The 18,593-nt window shown below is 60.4% G+C and carries 13 protein-coding genes; 3 read left to right on the top strand and 10 right to left on the bottom strand.

All coding sequences use genetic code 11. From position 1 onward, the window contains the following. Position 1: 1 nt before the first annotated feature. The 9 genes from AC1DON_RS13260 to rplJ form a co-directional block, all read right to left on the bottom strand. Positions 2–445, bottom strand: a complete 444-nt coding sequence (locus AC1DON_RS13260; protein ID WP_476935273.1) for a hypothetical protein — start codon at positions 443–445, stop codon at positions 2–4. Between the two features lie 67 nt (positions 446–512). Continuing rightward, entirely contained in the window at positions 513–1,640 is a 1,128-nt protein-coding gene (locus tag AC1DON_RS13255) for a catalase family protein (protein WP_476935272.1), read from the bottom strand. A 74-nt stretch (positions 1,641–1,714) separates the two neighbouring features. After that, the gene (locus tag AC1DON_RS13250; protein WP_476935271.1) at positions 1,715–3,982 is read right to left on the bottom strand and encodes a TonB-dependent receptor; all 2,268 of its coding nucleotides are present in this window, start codon (positions 3,980–3,982) and stop codon (positions 1,715–1,717) included. A 170-nt stretch (positions 3,983–4,152) separates the two neighbouring features. Further along, positions 4,153–8,340 carry a DNA-directed RNA polymerase subunit beta' gene (gene rpoC, locus AC1DON_RS13245; RefSeq protein ID WP_476935270.1) on the bottom strand — a complete coding sequence of 1,396 codons (4,188 nt, stop codon included), beginning with the start codon at positions 8,338–8,340 and terminating at the stop codon, positions 4,153–4,155. Between the two features lie 95 nt (positions 8,341–8,435). Continuing rightward, a complete protein-coding gene (gene rpoB, locus AC1DON_RS13240) occupies positions 8,436–12,512 on the bottom strand; it encodes a DNA-directed RNA polymerase subunit beta (RefSeq protein WP_476935269.1) in 4,077 nt (1,358 codons plus the stop codon). 346 nt (positions 12,513–12,858) lie between these two features. Further along, a complete protein-coding gene (locus tag AC1DON_RS13235; protein WP_476935268.1) occupies positions 12,859–13,659 on the bottom strand; it encodes a rhomboid family intramembrane serine protease in 801 nt (266 codons plus the stop codon). Positions 13,660–13,687: 28 nt separating this feature from the next. Further along, entirely contained in the window at positions 13,688–14,113 is a 426-nt protein-coding gene (locus AC1DON_RS13230) for a hypothetical protein (protein WP_476935267.1), read from the bottom strand. A gap of 375 nt (positions 14,114–14,488) precedes the next feature. Beyond that, on the bottom strand, positions 14,489–14,875 hold the full coding sequence (rplL, locus tag AC1DON_RS13225; RefSeq protein ID WP_476935266.1) for a 50S ribosomal protein L7/L12: 387 nt from the start codon (positions 14,873–14,875) through the stop codon (positions 14,489–14,491). Positions 14,876–14,921: 46 nt separating this feature from the next. After that, a complete protein-coding gene (rplJ, locus tag AC1DON_RS13220; protein WP_476935265.1) occupies positions 14,922–15,434 on the bottom strand; it encodes a 50S ribosomal protein L10 in 513 nt (170 codons plus the stop codon). A gap of 419 nt (positions 15,435–15,853) precedes the next feature. Here rplJ and AC1DON_RS13215 point away from each other — a divergent pair, with 419 nt between their 5' ends. Further along, complete coding sequence (locus tag AC1DON_RS13215) at positions 15,854–16,366, top strand: GlcG/HbpS family heme-binding protein (RefSeq protein ID WP_476935264.1); 513 nt, start codon at positions 15,854–15,856, stop codon at positions 16,364–16,366. Here AC1DON_RS13215 and AC1DON_RS13210 read toward each other — a convergent pair. Then, positions 16,327–16,599, bottom strand: a complete 273-nt coding sequence (locus AC1DON_RS13210; RefSeq protein WP_476935263.1) for a DUF1272 domain-containing protein — start codon at positions 16,597–16,599, stop codon at positions 16,327–16,329. The two genes, AC1DON_RS13215 and AC1DON_RS13210, sit on opposite strands and share 40 nt — an antisense overlap. Before the next feature lie 333 nt (positions 16,600–16,932). Between AC1DON_RS13210 and ftrA the strand changes: the two genes are divergently transcribed. Together ftrA and AC1DON_RS13200 are read left to right on the top strand one after the other, a co-directional pair. Next, positions 16,933–17,934: a transcriptional regulator FtrA gene (ftrA, locus tag AC1DON_RS13205; RefSeq protein WP_476935262.1), complete on the top strand. Its 1,002-nt coding sequence runs from the start codon at positions 16,933–16,935 to the stop codon at positions 17,932–17,934. Then, positions 17,931–18,260, top strand: coding sequence for an antibiotic biosynthesis monooxygenase family protein (locus AC1DON_RS13200; protein WP_476935261.1), 330 nt, complete (start codon positions 17,931–17,933; stop codon positions 18,258–18,260). Before ftrA ends, AC1DON_RS13200 begins: the two co-directional genes overlap by 4 nt. The last annotated feature ends 333 nt before the right edge of the window (positions 18,261–18,593 follow it).

Raw genomic sequence — 18,593 nt, 5'->3', positions numbered from 1 at the left:
GTCAGTCTTTGCCGAAGAAAATGACGGCGAAGGTCGGGGCTGACACGCCTGCAGCCAGCAGCAGCGGCATAAAGGTGCGCATGTCCATGGCAGGCGTAAGCAGGCTCGCTAAATACAGGACGGCCACAGCCACCAGCAGTACCCAGTACCCGCCTTTGAAAGCCAGTGCCGTTTTCTCGCTGGAGCGCTCGTCGTCGACCAGCACTGCAAGATCGCGATTGCGCTTCAGCATGCCAAATTGCGTACAGATCACCACGAGGCTGAGAAGCCAGACATAGCGCGAAATATTTCGCACCATTTCCCATTCTGCAGCTGTCAAAAGATCTGTTCCGGGCAAGGCCAGCGACGTCATCCAACCGATATAAGCCACCGCATTGACGACCATAAACCCTTTACGCAGCGCGACGTGCGTTTCCGCTCGCCGCATTAACCGCTCACTATCCATTCCCGTCTCCCCAAAGTCACCCTAAGGTTACATGTAACCTATGGGTGACTTCGCGTCAAGCGGCGGTTTACGGATAGAAGACCTCCGCCTCCAGCGGCTCGTCGGCAAACAGAAATTCCACACTGTCAGGTTCGGTAATGCTCAGGCCGTGGCTCTGGCCGCGCATGCGTACCGATGCTTCGTAGACCGGTTTGCGGGCGCGCTGCACCCAACCGAGCGGACGGTGCACGGCGATACCATGCCACGGGTTGAACGACATGCCGTCGTCGATGACGCGCGCACGCTCCTCACTCCACGCGGTTTGCGGCGCAAGGCTCAGGCGCGCCACGGTCTGCCAGGGACTGTCCTCTTCGGACCACGCCCGCGTGCTGTCTTCGACCGGCATGGTTTCGAGATCGGTGCACAGCTGGACGCGCAGGTCCCACTCGCCGCCTTGCATTTCGAAATGCGCATTCATCAGCTTGCGAAGCGCAAGCTTATCGCTGTCGGTATCGATCCGTTTGCCAGTCAGGCGTGTCAGGTTGCTGGAACTGGGCACCAAAGACAACTTGGCCATATAGGGCCCGAAAAGGATCGGCACCTGGCTGTAATAGGTCTCGCCCAAAGGGTGGCGTGGCTGCTCACCGCCGATGCCGCGCCAGCCGGGTGCATCGCCCCCTGCCCCCTCGATAAAGGCTTCGGTCGCGCGCGCTACGGCCGCGGTCGCCATTTTCAAGCCTTCCATCCGGCCGCTGATTGCCGCCAGTCCCTTCATCGGCGGGATCATTGCCCTGAGGCTGGGCGCGGCGAAGGCCGGCATATTCACCATGATGAAATCCTGGGTCATGGCGCCTTCCGAACCCGGCAGACGCTCGCCATCGACACCGATCAGTTTAATGGCAAAGCCGCGCGGCGTGCCAAACGCATCAGGCAGGATTTCACCGGGCACGGTCGATAACCGGACGACCGCATCGTAGACCTCGGGATGGGCGAACACGCCCTGCGCCAGCGTCTCATCGAGATCGTCCAGCACTTCCAGCCGCCCGATCAGCAGGCCGTGGCTCTTGCTGTGCTGAGCGCGCTGAAGATCGTTGGGATCGTCCGCCGCCCGCCGCATGCTCTTGATATGGATGGCGGCCAGGTCGGCGATCGTTTCCGCCTCGTCCGGCTGCGGCACTTCGACAGCGGGCGTATAAAACACAGGCGCGTTCTGCATACTGATAATCCCCGGATCACGGTCCGTACGCTAATCACAGCCGGGATAAGCTTTCGATATGCAATTTGCGGCGGTCAGGGCTGCGTACTATCCGGCTTCGGCGGCGCGAAGCTGCCCGACGCGAACCGCCGGCTGAGCCGGATTTCGAAGGTCGGCGCCCGTTCGCTTGACGCGCCTGTGCTTCGAACAGGGCCGATATCACGCACGACCAAGGTCTCGCTGGGTTTGAACAGATCGTTGACCGCCAACGACAGGGTTACGTCCCGCGTCAGGTCGCGGTACCAGGCCAGCGTTCCTCCGCTGAAACCCGAGGTGTACCCATCGCCGGTTAACTGCCGACCAGTAAAATAGCCATTCAGCGAGAGTGTACTTTTCGCCAGCGAGTAACTGACGCCGAACTGGCCGCTGGACGTGACCATGGACCGCCGGCCCGGCACATCCGGCACCTGCATGTCCGTAGCGTAGACATCGAGATTGGCGTTTACGAACCAATTCTCACCCAGGCTATTTGCGTAGGTCAACTGTATGCCGGTCTGACGGCTCGATCCGGCATTGCGTCGCGACACCAGGACGACCTGGTTGCCGGCACCCTGCGGGTCGGGGATAATCTCGGTCACCGGATTGATCATCCGGTCATTGTCGAGACTGTAAAGCCGCACTGAATAGCTGGTCGCCATCTTCACGTACTCGTAGGATGCCTCGAGGGATGTGATGTCCTGGGGCTTGAGCGCCGGCGCCCCGACCCGCACCAACTGCGCATTGACGTAGGTTAGCGACGGGTTGAGGTCGTACGGCGTCGGTCTCTGCAGCCGGCGCGAATAGTTCAGCCGGATCTTGCTGAGGTCGGAAATGACATAGGTCGCGAAGAGGCTGGGATTGACGTTGGTATGGGCGATTTTGACCGGCGCGCCACCCGCGGTGTCCGGGCTTTCATAGTCGAGCGCCTCAGCCCGGAGACCGCCCAGCACGACCCAATGGTCGCCTAATGCCTTTTGATAGGTGACATAGGCGGCGCTGATCGTCTGGCGGTAATCAAAGCGGTTGGTCAACAAAGGATTGGCCATCATGACGGTAACGCCCGGCGCCGAGAGACTGAATATCTGGCTGTCCTGGGTGGTGTCGTCGTGGTCGACCTGGGCCCCGGCTGATATCTGATCGTCGCCGATGTAGCCGTCATAGTCGGCGCTCAAGGTAAACTTGGTGGCCTCGGTTTTGGTCCCGCTTGGCTGACGACGCTGGCTGCCGCTGCCAAGAATGCTCGACAGCGAATAATCCGTCAGAAAATCGCCGTTGGACTGCGTCGTCTCACGCGTCACCCTGGCATCAAGCTTCAGCGTTTCACCGAGAGTCTTGCCGATGCGCGTCCAGCCGAGACCAAGCGTTGTCGCCTGGTTGTCGAAATCCGACGCGCCATTGCTTTCATATTGATCCGTCACGACACCGGCGGCGTTGCGGATCGCCGTCTCACCATGGCTCCTTGAGGTTCCCGACATCGCCATGACATTGACAAGGCCGGTAACGGTGTCGAACGATCCGGCATCGTAGTCGACGGTGGCGTTGCCGAAGATCGATCGGCTGCGCGATTCCGTGACGCCGGTATTGTCCGTCGACCGCAGTGTCTGGCCATTATCGTCCAGTTCGGCCTGCGACGACCGGTTGCGTGAGCGATTGCGATTTTCCGATGCGTTCAGCGACGCGATGGTGGTAAATTGTCCGCGATTATACTGCAGGAAGCCACCGGTACTGTAGCTGCCCGTCGATGCGATCTGACCGTTCACGTCGGCAAACATGCCTGGCGGCGCAGCCTTTTTGGTCACGATATTGATGATGCCGCCGGCGCTCGACGAACCGTACTGCGCACCGGGATTGGACATGACCTCGATCGATGACACCGTCCCCGCAGGCATGGCTTTCAGGGCCGCCCCGCGATTGTCGCCGGAGAACAGAGGCGATGGCTTGCCATTCACCAGTATCTCGACCGAATTGCCATGCAGGGTCACGTCACCCGACGGCGTGACGTTGACACCAGGGACCTTCTCGAGCGCATCGGCCGTCGATCCGGTGGCGTTATCAGGGTCCTTGGTGACATCATAGACCTGGCGGTCGATGCGGTTGAGCGCGCGCTTGCCGTTGACGACGACGGGTTCGCCCTCTTCGTCCGCCGGCTCGCACGCTTCGGCTTCCGTGTGTTCGTCTGCCGGTTCGGCGCCGTCTTCGGCGCTTTCACAGGCCTTGTCCTTGACCGTCGCTTCACCCGTTTCTTGCTGTTCTGCCGGAGGCGTCTGCGCCATGACAGGCACACCCGCCACCCAGGCGAGCGCCCAAACGGCCACACTGGTCATTCCCCCTAAATATGCTCTGTGCGTCATGTGCCGTGCGGTCGGGATAGCTAATCAGTCTGGACGGTATCGTATAGCAGGGATTGTGTCAGAAAGCCGGTCAACCTCCGGCAAAAAAAGAAACCCCTGAGGCAGGACCTCAGGGGTTTCGATTTTCTTTCGCAAGCGAGTAATTACTCGCCGGCAACCGGACCTTCCAGCAGGACTTCCGCCGGCAGCGGCTCCATCGTCTCTTCGCGCTGGTGCGTCAGCTGCTCGTCGCGCTTGAGCGCGATGCGTTGCAGCGAGCGCAGGTAGGCGCCCGTACCGGCCGGGATCAGACGGCCGACGATGACGTTTTCCTTCAGGCCGTCCAGCGTATCGATCTTGCCCTGGACCGAAGCTTCGGTCAGGACGCGCGTCGTTTCCTGGAACGAAGCGGCCGAGATGAACGACTTGGTCTGCAGCGACGCCTTGGTGATGCCCAGCAGGATCGGCTGGTTGACAGTCGGACGACCGCCACGCTTTTCGACCTTGAGGTCCTCGGCATCGACTTCCGTCTTGTCGAGGTGATCGCCCTTGATGAGGCCGGTGTCACCGGCATCGAGGATTTCGACCTTCTGCAGCATCTGGCGCACGATGACTTCGATGTGCTTGTCGTTGATCGGCACGCCCTGGAGGCGGTAGACCTCCTGGATTTCGTTGACCAGGTACTCAGCCAGTGCCTCGACGCCCAGAATGCGCAGGATATCGTGCGGATCCGGGTTGCCGTCGATGATGTAGTCGCCACGCTGGATGATATCGCCGTCATGGACGGAGATATGCTTGCCCTTCGGGATCAGGAACTCGACCGGTTCCGAACCATCTTCCGGCGTGATCTTGATGCGGCGCTTGTTCTTGTAGTCGCGACCGAATTCAACGCGGCCATCCATCTCGGCGATGACGGCGCAATCCTTCGGACGGCGGGCTTCGAACAGTTCGGCGACGCGCGGCAGACCGCCGGTGATGTCGCGGGTCTTGGCGCCTTCGGTCGGGATACGCGCCAGGATGTCACCCGGCTTGATATCATCGCCGTTGCCGACGGACAGAATGGCCCCGACCGGCAGCGAGTAACGGCTGTCAGCACCCGAGGTCAGCTTCTTGTAGGCGCCGCTTTCGTCCGTGATGGCCATGGCCGGACGGACGTCCGCCGACTTCGACGACCCGCGCCAGTCGACGACGACGCGGTTGGTGATGCCGGTGGCTTCGTCGGTTTCCTCGCGGACCGACATGCCGTCCGTCAGATCTTCGTAACGGATCTTGCCACCCACTTCGGTGATGATCGGGGTGGTGTACGGATCCCATTCGGCCAGGCGCTGGCCCTTCTTGACCGCGGTGCCTTCCTCGACGCGCAGGCGCGAACCATAGCCGACCTTGTAGGTCTCACGGTCCTTGCCATCGTGGTGGATGGTGATCAGCAGGTTACGCGACATCGAGATTAGGTCGCCATGCGAACCGCGAACGGTGTTGCCGCCCGAGATCTTCACGACGCCGTCCGAGGTCGTTTCGTAGAACGACTGCTCGGCGACCTGGGCAGTACCGCCGATGTGGAAGGTACGCATGGTCAGCTGGGTGCCGGGTTCACCGATCGACTGCGCCGCGATGACGCCGACGGCTTCGCCCATGTTCACGCGGGTGCCACGCGCCAGGTCACGGCCGTAGCAGGCAGAGCAGGTACCGAGATCGGCTTCGCAGGTCAGGACCGAGCGGACCTTGACCGACTGGACGCCCGAAGCTTCGATAAGCTCGACAACGTCTTCGTCGATATAGGCGTCGGCTTCGACCACGACTTCGCCTGTGGCGACGTCCTTGATGTCTTCCGCCGTGCAACGGCCGAGGACGCGCAGGCCCAGGGAGACGAGCACGTCACCGCCTTCGACAACGGCCTTCAGCGTGATGCCACGCGTCGTGCCGCAGTCTTCTTCCATGATGATACAGTCCTGGGCGACGTCGACGAGACGACGCGTCAGGTAACCGGAGTTGGCGGTCTTCAGCGCGGTGTCGGCCAGACCCTTACGGGCGCCGTGGGTCGAGTTGAAGTATTCGAGAACCGACAGGCCTTCCTTGAAGTTCGAGATGATCGGCGTTTCGATAATCGAGCCGTCGGGCTTGGCCATCAGGCCGCGCATACCGCCGAGCTGCTTCATCTGAGCCTGCGAACCACGGGCGCCGGAGTTGGCCATCATGTAGATCGAGTTGATCTCCTTTTCGCGGCCATTCTCGTGCTTATGCTTGCGGCTGATTTCCTTCATCATTTCGTCAGACACGCGATCGGTAGCCTTGGACCAGGCGTCAACGACCTTGTTGTACTTCTCACCCTTGGTGATCAGACCGTCCGAGTACTGCTGCTCGTATTCCTCGACCAGGGTGCGCGTCTCTTCGACGATGCCGACCTTGCTTTCCGGAATCACGATGTCGTCCTTGCCGAACGAGATCCCCGCGCGGGCAGCTTCCTTGAAGCCCAGAGCCATCATCTGGTCGGCGAATATCACCGTCGCCTTCTGACCGCAGTGACGGTAGACGACGTCGATCAGGTTGCCGATTTCCTTCTTGGTCAGGGTCTTTTCCAGGACCTTCAGGCCGATATTCTCGTTCTGCGGCAGAAGCGCTGCGATCTTCATGCGGCCAGGCGTGGTGTCCACAACCTTAGTGCGCACGACGCCGTCTTCATCCTTCTGGGTGAAGCGGCACTTGACCTTGGCGTGCATCGAGACCGCGCCCGAATCCAGCGCCTGCTGGATTTCGTTCAGGTCGCCGAAGATCATGCCTTCGCCCTGTTCGCCGTCCTTGACCAGCGAGAGGTAGTAGAGACCGAGGACGATATCCTGCGACGGCACGATGATCGGGCGGCCGTTGGCGGGCGACAGGATGTTGTTCGTCGACATCATCAGGACGCGCGCTTCGAGCTGGGCTTCGAGCGACAGCGGCACGTGGACGGCCATCTGGTCACCGTCGAAGTCGGCGTTGAAGGCCGAACAGACGAGCGGGTGCAATTGGATGGCCTTGCCTTCGATCAGCTTGGGCTCGAACGCCTGGATGCCGAGGCGGTGGAGCGTCGGGGCGCGGTTCAGCATGACCGGGTGTTCGCGGATGACCTCTTCGAGGATATCCCACACCTGCGGCTGTTCACGCTCGACCATGCGCTTGGACTGCTTGACGGTGCCCGACAGGCCCTTGGCGTCGAGACGCGCATAGATGAACGGCTTGAACAGTTCCAGAGCCATCTTCTTCGGGATGCCGCACTCGTGCAGCTTCAGTTCCGGACCAACGGTGATAACCGAACGGCCGGAATAGTCGACGCGCTTGCCGAGCAGGTTCTGACGGAAGCGGCCTTGCTTGCCCTTCAGCATGTCGGCGAGCGACTTCAACGGACGCTTGTTGGCGCCGGTAATGACACGGCCGCGGCGGCCGTTGTCGAACAGGGCGTCGACGGACTCTTGCAGCATCCGCTTTTCGTTGCGGATGATGATGTCCGGCGCGCGCAGTTCCATCAGGCGCTTCAAACGGTTATTCCGGTTGATGACGCGGCGGTAGAGGTCGTTGAGGTCCGAGGTCGCGAAGCGGCCGCCGTCCAGCGGCACCAGCGGGCGCAGTTCCGGCGGGATGACCGGCACGACAGTCAGGATCATCCATTCCGGACGGTTGCCGGATTCCATGAAGCTTTCGATGAGCTTGAGGCGCTTCGAGAGCTTCTTGCCCTTCATTTCCGACGTGTTGTCGACCAAGTCGGCGCGGATCTTTTCAGCGATCTCGCCCAGTTGCATGGCGATCAGCATGTTGCGGACGGCTTCGGCACCGATTTCAGCGGTGAAGCTGTCATCGCCGAATTCTTCCTGATAGCGGAAGTACTCGTCTTCGCTGAGGAGCTGGTTCAGCTTCAGCGGCGTCAGGCCGGGCTCGGTGACTATGTAGTTTTCGAAGTAGAGAACGCGCTCTACGTCCTTCAGCGCCATGTCGAGGATCATGGCGATCCGGCTGGGGAGCGACTTCAGGAACCAGATGTGGGCGACCGGCGAAGCCAGTTCGATGTGGCCCATGCGCTCACGGCGAACGCGCGACAGCGTGACTTCGACGCCGCACTTTTCGCAGATGATGCCCTTGTACTTCATGCGCTTGTACTTGCCGCACAGGCATTCGTAGTCCTTGGTCGGGCCAAAGATACGGGCGCAGAACAGGCCGTCACGTTCCGGCTTGAACGTACGATAGTTGATGGTTTCCGGCTTCTTGATTTCGCCGAATGACCACGACAGGATCTTTTCGGGCGACGCCAGAGTAATACGGATCTGGTCGAAGGTCGGGGCGACCTGGACCGGATTGAAGATATTCAGGACTTCCTGGTTCATTCCAGTGACTCCACTGTGCCAATCGGCACGAAATTCAAAAATTACGGACGGCTAGAGAGAGGGTGCGCGAGGGGCCCGAGGCCCCTCGCCCTTGACTACCCTTGCCCATTTTCCAGTTCGACGTTCAGACCCAGGGAACGCATTTCCTTGATCAGGACGTTGAACGATTCCGGGATACCGGCTTCGAAGCTGTCGTCGCCACGGACGATCGCTTCGTAAACCTTGGTGCGGCCCGCCACGTCGTCCGACTTGACGGTAAGCATTTCCTGGAGCGTGTAGGCGGCGCCGTAGGCTTCCAGCGCCCAGACTTCCATTTCCCCGAAGCGCTGACCGCCGAACTGCGCCTTACCACCCAGCGGCTGCTGCGTGACGAGCGAGTATGGCCCGATCGAACGTGCGTGGATCTTGTCGTCGACCAGGTGGTGCAGCTTCAGCATGTAGATGATGCCGACCGTGACCGGACGCTTGAACTGCTCGCCGGTCAGGCCGTCGAACAGGATCGATTGCCCCGAACGGTTAAGGCCGGCCGTTTCCAGCATGTCCTCGATGTCGTCGATATGGGCGCCGTCGAAGACCGGAGTCGCAATCGGCACGCCGCGCGACAGGTTTTTCGCCAGTTCGATCAGTTCCTCATCCGTGTCCGGCAGTTCCTGATCCTTGCCATAGACGGTCTGCAGGTGGTCAACGAGCGCCTGGCGTTGGCCGCCATTCTGCCAGTCTTCAAGCATACCCGCGATCTGCTTGCCGATATTGGCGCAGGCCCAACCCAGGTGGGTTTCGAAGATCTGACCGACGTTCATGCGCGACGGCACGCCCAGCGGGTTCAGAACGATGTCGACGTGTTCGCCATCGGCCAGGAAGGGCATGTCCTCGACTGGAAGGATCTTGGAGATAACGCCCTTGTTGCCGTGACGGCCGGCCATCTTGTCGCCCGGCTGAAGCTTGCGCTTCACGGCAACGAAGACCTTGACCATCTTCATGACGCCCGGGGGCAGTTCGTCACCGCGTTGCAGCTTCTCGACCTTGTCCTCGAAGCGGCGGTCCAGACGCTTGCGGGCGTCCTGGAACTGACGGTTCATGGCCTCGAGCTCGCCCATGACCTTTTCGTCTTCGAGGGCGATCTGCCACCACAGGCCGCGCGAGATTTCGCCCAGCTTGTCTTCGGTGATCTCGCCACGGCCCAGGCCCTTCGGACCCGAGATGGCGGTCTTGCCGACCAGGATTTCCTTGAGGCGGCCGTAGATGTTGCGTTCCAGGATCGACAGTTCGTCGTCGCGGTCCTTACCCAGACGGTCGATTTCGGCGCGTTCGATAGCCTGAGCGCGTTCGTCCTTTTCGACGCCGTGACGGTTGAAGACGCGGACTTCGACGACAGTACCGGCAACGCCCGGCGGCAGGCGCAGCGAGGTGTCGCGGACGTCGGACGCCTTTTCACCGAAGATGGCGCGCAGCAGCTTTTCTTCCGGCGTCATCGGGCTTTCGCCCTTCGGCGTCACCTTGCCGACCAGGATATCGCCCGGCTGGACTTCGGCGCCGATGGCAACGATGCCGGCTTCGTCGAGGTTGCGGAGTGCTTCTTCGCCGACGTTCGGGATGTCGCGGGTAATTTCTTCAGGGCCCAACTTGGTATCGCGAGCCATGACTTCAAACTCTTCCAGGTGGATAGAGGTGAAGATGTCGTCGCGCACGATACGCTCGGAGATCAGGATCGAGTCTTCGAAGTTGTAGCCATTCCACGGCATGAACGCGACCAGCACGTTACGGCCGAGGGCCAGATCGCCCAGGTCCGTCGACGGGCCGTCGGCGATGATGTCGCCGCTGGAGACCTTGTCACCGACCTTAACGATCGGACGCTGGTTGATACAGGTGTTCTGGTTCGAACGCTGGAACTTCGACAGACGATAGATATCGACGCCCGGCTTGTTCGGGTCCTGCTCTTCGGTGGCGCGCACGACGATACGCGTGCCGTCGATCTGTTCAACGACGCCGGTACGCCGGGCGGAAACGGTAGCGCCTGAGTCACGGGCAACGACTTCTTCCATGCCGGTGCCGACGAAGGGCGCATCCGCCTTCACCAGCGGCACGGCCTGACGTTGCATGTTCGAGCCCATGAGGGCGCGGTTGGCGTCGTCGTTTTCGAGGAAGGGGATCAGCGCGGCGGCGACCGAAACAACCTGCTTGGGCGACACGTCCATATAGTCGACGGTCGAAGCTTGCTGCAGGCCCGGTTCGCCGTTGACACGGCCCTGGACCAGGTCTTCGACGATCTTCTTGCCGGCGTCGAGCACGATGTTCGCCTGGGCGATGACGTGCTTCGATTCTTCCATGGCCGACATGTAGGTCACGTCTTCCTGGGCCACGCCGTCCACGACCTTGCGGTACGGGCTTTCAATAAAGCCGTACTTGTTGACGCGGGCGTGGGTGGCGAGCGAGTTGATCAGGCCGATGTTCGGGCCTTCCGGCGTTTCAATCGGGCAGATACGGCCATAGTGCGTCGGGTGCACGTCGCGGACTTCGAAGCCCGCGCGTTCGCGCGTCAGACCGCCAGGGCCCAAGGCCGAAAGACGGCGCTTGTGGGTGATTTCCGACAGCGGGTTCGTCTGGTCCATGAACTGCGACAGCTGCGACGAGCCGAAGAATTCACGCACGGCAGCGGCGGCCGGCTTGGCGTTGATCAGGTCGTGCGGCATGACCGTGTCGATATCGACGCTGGACATACGCTCCTTGATGGCGCGTTCCATGCGCAGCAGACCGACGCGGTACTGGTTTTCCAGCAGTTCGCCGACCGAACGGACGCGGCGGTTGCCGAGGTTGTCGATGTCGTCGATTTCACCGCGGCCGTCACGCAGGCCGACGAGGATCTTGAGGATCTTGAGGATGTCGTCCTTGCGCATGACGCGCTCGCTGTCGGCGACGTCCTGCTCGAGGCGCATGTTCATCTTGACGCGACCGACGCTGGACAGGTCGTAGCGCTCGATTTCGAAGAACAGCGACTGGAACATGGCTTCGGCCGCTTCGATCGTGGGCGGCTCGCCCGGACGCATGACGCGGTAGATGTCGAACAGGGCGTCTTCGCGGCCGCTGTTCTTATCGACGCGCAGCGTGGAGCGCATGTACGGTCCAACCGTGACGTGGTCGATGTCGAGCACGTCGATGGTGGTGAAGCCGTTTTCTTCCAGCGTCTTGACGGCGACGGCGTCGAGCTCGTCACCAGCTTCGGCGTAGATTTCGCCAGTGGCGAAGTTGACTTCGTCGCGCGCCAGATACTTGCCGATCAAGGCGTCCGGCGACAGCAGCAGCGCCTTCACGGTATCGCCCAGCTTCTTGGCCGAACGCGCCGAAATCTTGGTGCCGGCCGGTGCGACCACTTCGCCGGTGTCGGCGTCGATCAGGTCGAATTCCGGCTTCACACCGCGCCAGCGCTCGAACTTGTACGGCGTGACCCAGCCGGCTTCGCGCTTTTCGTACGGCACGACGTCATAGAAGGTCGTGAGGATTTCTTCGCCGTCCATGCCGAGCGCATAGAGGAACGACGTCGCCGGCAGCTTGCGGCGGCGGTCGATACGGACATAGACGATGTCCTTGGCGTCGAATTCGAAGTCGAGCCACGAACCGCGGTATGGGATGATGCGGGCGCCGAACAGGAGCTTGCCCGACGAGTGCGTCTTGCCCTTGTCGTGATCGAAGAAGACGCCCGGCGAACGGTGCATCTGCGAAACGATAACGCGCTCAGTGCCGTTGACGATGAAGGTGCCCTTGTCCGTCATGAGCGGGATATCGCCCATATAGACGTCCTGTTCCTTGATGTCCTTGACCGAACGGGCGCCCGTTTCCTCGTCGCTTTCGAACACGATCAGACGCAGCTTGACCTTCAGCGGCGCGGCATAGGTGATGTCGCGCTGGATGCATTCTTCGACGTCGTACTTGGGCTCTTCGAACTCATACGACACGTATTCCAGCGTGGCGCGCTCGTTGAAGTCCTTCACCGGGAAGACCGATTTGAAGACAGCTTCCAGACCGTCGTCGACGCGCTCAGATGGGCGGACGAAGCGTTGCAGGAACTGCTCATAGGACGAGCGCTGAACCTCGATCAGGTTCGGCATCTGGATAGCTTCAGGGATGCGGCCGAAAGACTTGCGGATCCGCTTCTTCTGAGTGAACGACAGGGCCATCGTTTTTCCTTGGCGTGAGAAAACGCTAAAAAGTGTGGTCGTGTAAAAAGGCAGTCAGACTGCGCGCGAAAGGTTATCGGTCCGATCCGGACCAGAGTTTGCTTCGCGCCTGCTCTTTTTTGGCTTTGGGGCCAAAGACGCTTTTGTTTTTGATCCGTTTCAGGATCAACCCTCGCCGGCGGAAAGAGCATAAAGCCGGCCTTCGGGTCCCGTTTCAAGACGCACTACGCCTTAGAGGGGAGCGTGCCATAGCGTACTAATTTTGTTTCGTAAAGAGGGGAGATGGATTTATTTCGGTTTTTGTCAAGAGGGCAATTTTGTGAACACGATTATCTGTGTGTACGGATCATTCAAACGCGCGATGGTCGAGCTTGATCACCTCGATCCCCGCCTTCCAGTCGCGATCCCATCCCCTGCCACTCATCAGGTCGATCAGGAAAAAGCCGGCAATGAAACCGCCTAAGTGTGCTTCCCAGGCAATGGGCACATCAAGGTTCGGCGCCTGACCCGCCAAAACCTGAAACAGCAGTTGAGGCCCGCCGAACAGGGCAATCACCAGGGCATTGCTCCAAATGAAAAACCAGACTGCGCTTAAGGTGCGGCGGCTGAAGATTGGCGTCACGCGATCGCCAAAGATATCGAGCCGCATCATGGCGGCAAAGATGCCGTAGAGCGCGCCGGACGCGCCAACTGTCTGCAGTCCGTCATCACGATGAAAGGCCCAGAAAGTCGCCATCCCGGCCAGGCCGATCAGCACATAGAAGACATGAAAGGGTACAAGTCCGCGCCAGCCCTTGCCGAAGCGCGCCGCTACCAACGGCGCCAGCGACAGGTAACCCCACATATTCATGCCCATATGGGCGTAGCTGATGACCGGATTGATGCCGTCGCCATGCATGAACATCGCGGTGAACGGCGTCCACCAGCGGCCTTCGCGCAGGGCTTCCGCGGAAAAGGCGTAGGTTTCGATTGGCAGCAAGCCGCCCTGCTGAGCGGCAAATACGGCGGCGCAGATCAGCGGAACAATCCATATCGGCCAGTTGCGAGGATCAAACATCAGCGACAGCGTGGTCACACGCCGCGTCACGACGCCGGCGGGCATCGGCCTGGGTTTGTCGGTTACCGGTACGGCCGTGCCCTCGTCCATGTCTTAGATATGGCGCAGAGCCGGCGGTTTACAAAGCCCCATCGGCCAGAAATCTGCGGATGAGGCCCGCGCGCCGCAAGTCCTTGTCGCGGCCGAAGAGTTCAAGGATGGTGATCTGCTCGGACAGTTCCGGCACAAAGACAGGTCCTGCAGCCGTCATGATCTTGCGGCGGGTTTGGATTTTTAGCAGCCGCCACTGCCCGTCTACCCTAACTTCGAACCCGCCCGTGAACTCGACCGGCACACCACCGGGCGGTTGGTGCGCGGCAAAGACGGTCGAGCGAAACAGCGGGTTATCCGTCGGCGGCACCCTTTCGAGCTCTAAGGCGTCGACAGTGGCTGCGATCGTTGCTTCCGAAACGAAGATATCGACATCCTTTGCTTCGGTCTCGACGCCACACAGAACCATTGCCGCACTGCCGATGATCCACCAGTCATACGTTTCGAGCGGCATGACGGACGCCGCAAATTCAATTGCGATTTGCAAGCTTTTGACATCTAGCAACCATATCAAGACTTAGCGCATTTTCCCTTCTCCCCGCCTGAGGGGTATAGCGCCAGCGAAAGTATAGCTTTCGCCAGCGATGGGTGGTTGAGCTTGCTCAACCGGATGAGGGGTTACCGCACTTTCAGCGCGCGTATCTGCTGAAGACTTACCCCTCACCTTGGCGCTGCGCGCCTTTCCTCTCCCCCTTTGCATGGGGAGAGGAGAAGTAAAAGCGAACACGCCGATCACACAAGAATAGCACCGCCACAATGGGGAGAGGATAAAACAAAACGGGCCGGAGTTTCCTCCGGCCCGTTCGAGAAAGATTGGCAAAAGCCGAAATTACTTAACTTCGACCTTGGCGCCGGCTTCTTCCAGCTTCTTCTTGATGTCGGCAGCTTCTTGCTTCGAGATGTTTTCCTTGACGTTCTGAGGAGCGCCTTCGACGAGGTCCTTAGCTTCCTTCAGACCCAGGTCCGAACGGATGCCACGGATTTCCTTGATCACGTTGATCTTCTTGTCGCCGCCGTCAACCAGGACAACGGTGAATTCGGTTTGCTCTTCAGCAGCTTCGGCCGGAGCGGCAGCGCCACCGCCAGCAGCAGCAGCAACGGCGACCGGAGCGGCAGCCGAGACGCCCCACTTTTCTTCGAGCAGCTTCGACAGTTCAGCAGCTTCGAGAACGGACAGGGCGGACAGGTCTTCGACCAGCTTTTCGAGTTTGGACATTTGATTTCCTTAAAAGATGAAGTGTTGAGTGAAAGGGTCTGTGTTCTTAGGCTGCTTTTTCGGCGTGTGCCGCGATGACGCGGGCAACGGCGCCGGCCGGGGCTTGCAGAACGCCAGCGATCTTGGTCGCCGGGGCTTGCAGCAGGCCAACCAGCTTGCCGCGCAGCTCGTCCAGGGACGGCAGCGTGGCCAGCGACTTGACGCCAGCTTCGGTCAGGACTTCCGTGTCCATGATGCCGCCAATGATCTTGAGCTTGTCATTCTCTTTGGCGTACTGGACGGAAATCTTGGCAGCGGTAACCGGATCGGCCGAATAGACCAGGGCAACAGGGCCTTTGAACAGGGCATCGCCCTTTTCGCCGACCTTGCCGTCCAGGGCCTTTTGAGCCAGACGGTTCTTGAACACCTTCACAACGGCGCCTTCCTTGCGGAGGCGGTTGCGAAGTTCAGACAATTCCACAAAGGTCAGACCCGTATACTGGGTGACAACCACGGTAGCATGGTCGGCGAATACGCTTTTCAGCTCTTCGATCGACGCAGCTTTTTGAGCGCGGTCCATAAGTGGCCTCCATGGGATATGTGACGACAAAATGCCGTCACGGCGGTGACATCCCGGCCTTGCGGCCGGAACAACGATAACCCTGTCGTTACCGCGAATGCGGAACCGTCAGGGGTAACTGTCCAGATGAGATGCTGATCACCACGAGGCCACGGTTCCACATTTAAGGAAACAGTAGATCTCTTGAGGCGTTTCGCGTCCCGTCTCAATTCGGCGCCTGAGGGCTCTCAGACATTATGGAACAGGTGGCCCCTGCTCCCCGAAGGTCTCGGACAGAACGGGTGAAAGGCAAGCCTTCCACGCCGGAGCGGGCCACTTACAGGCAAAGACAGGAAAAGGCAAGCCCTGATTACGGTTCGCCGATGATGACGACGCGAAATGGCCGTGGTAAATCGGTGTCATACACAAAGGGAGATACCATGAAACCTGTTATCCTGGCCATCGCCGCCGCCCTTGCCCTGGCAGCACCGGCATTGGCCGAAACGAAACCTGCGGACACCAAGCCCGCAGCCACCGCTCCCGTTGTCTACCCGCCCTATGGCCGGTTGGTCACGCTGGCCGAGGCCAAAACGGCCGCAGCGGCCGCCGAGGCCGAGGCGCGCAAGAATGGCTGGAACATGGTCGTCACGGTTGTCGAACCCAATGGCGCCATGGTGCTGAGCCAGAAAATGGACGGCACACAATACGGTTCCAACGACGTCGCACGCCGCAAGGCCGAAACTGCCGCCACCTTCAAGCGACCAACATCTTATTTCCAGGAAGCCGTCAAGGCCGGGACGCTGAACGCGATTTTCACCGGCGCCCTGGCGATCGAAGGCGGGGAACTGCTGATCGTCGATAATGTCGTCGTCGGTGCGATCGGTGTGTCCGGCGGCACCGGCGCGCAGGACGGTCAGGTGGCGCGCGCGGCAGCATCTGCAATTTTGAGGTGATCGCACGGCTCGGCGCGTATAACGCGCCGGTCTGATGGCGGATTTTTGGTCAGCTTTTGCGCCGGCCGTATAGGCCGCCTGACCAATTCGCCACCGCAGTTCGGGCAGGCGAGCCCCATGGCCTGCGCGCAGTCGGTGCAGAAGGTGCATTCGAACGTACAGATCCTGGCTTCGCGCGTATCCGGCGGGAGGTCGCGATCGCAGCATTCGCAGTTTGGCCTGAGTTCCAGCATATGAACCTCAAAAGGGTTGGAGGAGGACGCGCCAACATCCTCCTCCGTATCATTCGGACTGCGGCAACCCGGAGAAGGTGTGTGTGCCCGAATAATCTTTACCTAGCGTAATGCAGGAACCGTGCCTTTCCGCCAAACGTCATTTCCATGCTGTCCCCGGCGCGTATGGCGGGACATGGTGACAGTTTCCGGCAGTACCGCCTGATAGGCAATGACGTCGGAACGGCTGAACGGCAGGCAAAGAGGGTCTGCAACACACTGTTGATGAAAGTGATTGTGCCGTAAGGGAAGCACGGCTTGAAGGTGGCGGAAATGACATATAGAGTAAGAATCATGCCAAACACGTCCTTCCCCGCGCCGCTTCCCAACCGCAAGGTCTGCGCCGTCGCCTTCGACGGTATGCCCCTGTTTGAATTTTCGATTTCGGTCGAACTGTTCGGTCTCGACCGTCCGGAAATGGGCCCGGATTGGTACAGCTTCCAGGTCGTCGGGCTCGACGAAGGGCCCTGCCTGACGACGGCTGGCGTACACGTCACCGCGCCATACCCCCTGGAAGCGATCGAGGATGCAGGTACGATTATCATTCCTGGCTGGCCCATTGCACGGGCGGTGCCTGACAGGCTCCGAGACGTGATTATCCGCGCCTATGGCCGCGGTGCGCGCATACTGACCATCTGCTCCGGCATTGAGGTGCTGGCGGCGTGCGGTCTGCTGGACGGCAAAAAAGCGACCACCCACTGGAAATATACCGACCGCATCCGCAAGCACTATCCTGACATCGAGGTCGTGCCGGACGTGCTCTATATCGACGAAGGCCAGATCCTGACCTCGGCCGGCAGCGCCGCCGGCATCGACCTGTGCCTGCACCTGATCCGGCGCGACTTTGGGCCCGCCGCCGCCAATACGGTCGCCCGCCGGCTTGTGGTCCCGCCGCACCGCGACGGCGGCCAGGCGCAGTATATCGAACGCGCCGTCCCCGTCGTCTATGAAAGCGACCGGTTGGGGCCGCTGCTCGATCATATGCGCCGCAACCTGCACAAGGATCATCGCATCGGCGATCTGGCCAAGCGAGCCGGCATGAGCGAGCGCACCTTCCTGCGCCGCTTTTCGGAAGCCACGGGCACGACACCTGCCAAATGGCTGTTGACGGCGCGGCTGAATGAAGCCCGCGACCACCTGGAATCGAGCGACATCACGGTTGAGGAAATCGCCACGCGCGCAGGCTTTGGCACCACCACAAATCTGCGCCACCACTTCCGCGAACAGCTCAATACGACGCCGACCGCCTACCGCCAGACCTTCTCGCGGGTGCCAGCCTTGAGTGTCTCCACATGAGTTTCGCTGGCCTGCCCGCCCCGCCCTACTATATCGTCAGCTTCTCGTCGCGCCGAACCGAGGGCGACCAGGGGTATGTTGACATGGCGGACAGGATGGCCGAACTGGCGGCGCAGCAACCGGGCTATCTGGGCGTCGAAAGTGCACGCGACGCCGATGGCTTCGGCATCACCAATTCCTTCTGGGCAGATGAAGACAGTATCCGTGCCTGGAAGCGCGTGGTCGACCACCTGTCCGCGCAAAAGGAAGGGCGCGCGACCTGGTACGAACATTATGAAGTGCGGATCGGCAGGATCGAGCGCGCCTACGGGTTCCATCGCGCCTGAGCGGCGCGCATTTTTGGTTGTCGCGATATTTAGCCCAAAACCCCAGAAACGCTTCTCGGCACTTGGCATATCGCTGGGCTATGGCGGGGGAGGACGCGCCTACATCCTCCCCCTTTTATTACCTGAGCTGCGGCAACCCGGAGAAGGAAGTTCACTCAGATAATCTCTGAAATTCAAAGTATGCATGTACACGCAGCCATCCGAACCAATATTACAAAGCTGTAATATTTCTATCAGAGTAACCGCACCTGCATCTGCTCAAGAATGTTTACGTGAAGGCAGCCTATTGTCGAATGAATTATGCGTAATGTTCATTCGTCATTTTGCATAGGC

The organism is Asticcacaulis sp. P4_H10 (assembly GCF_056400965.1).
This window is presented reverse-complemented; position numbering and strand designations above follow the sequence as displayed.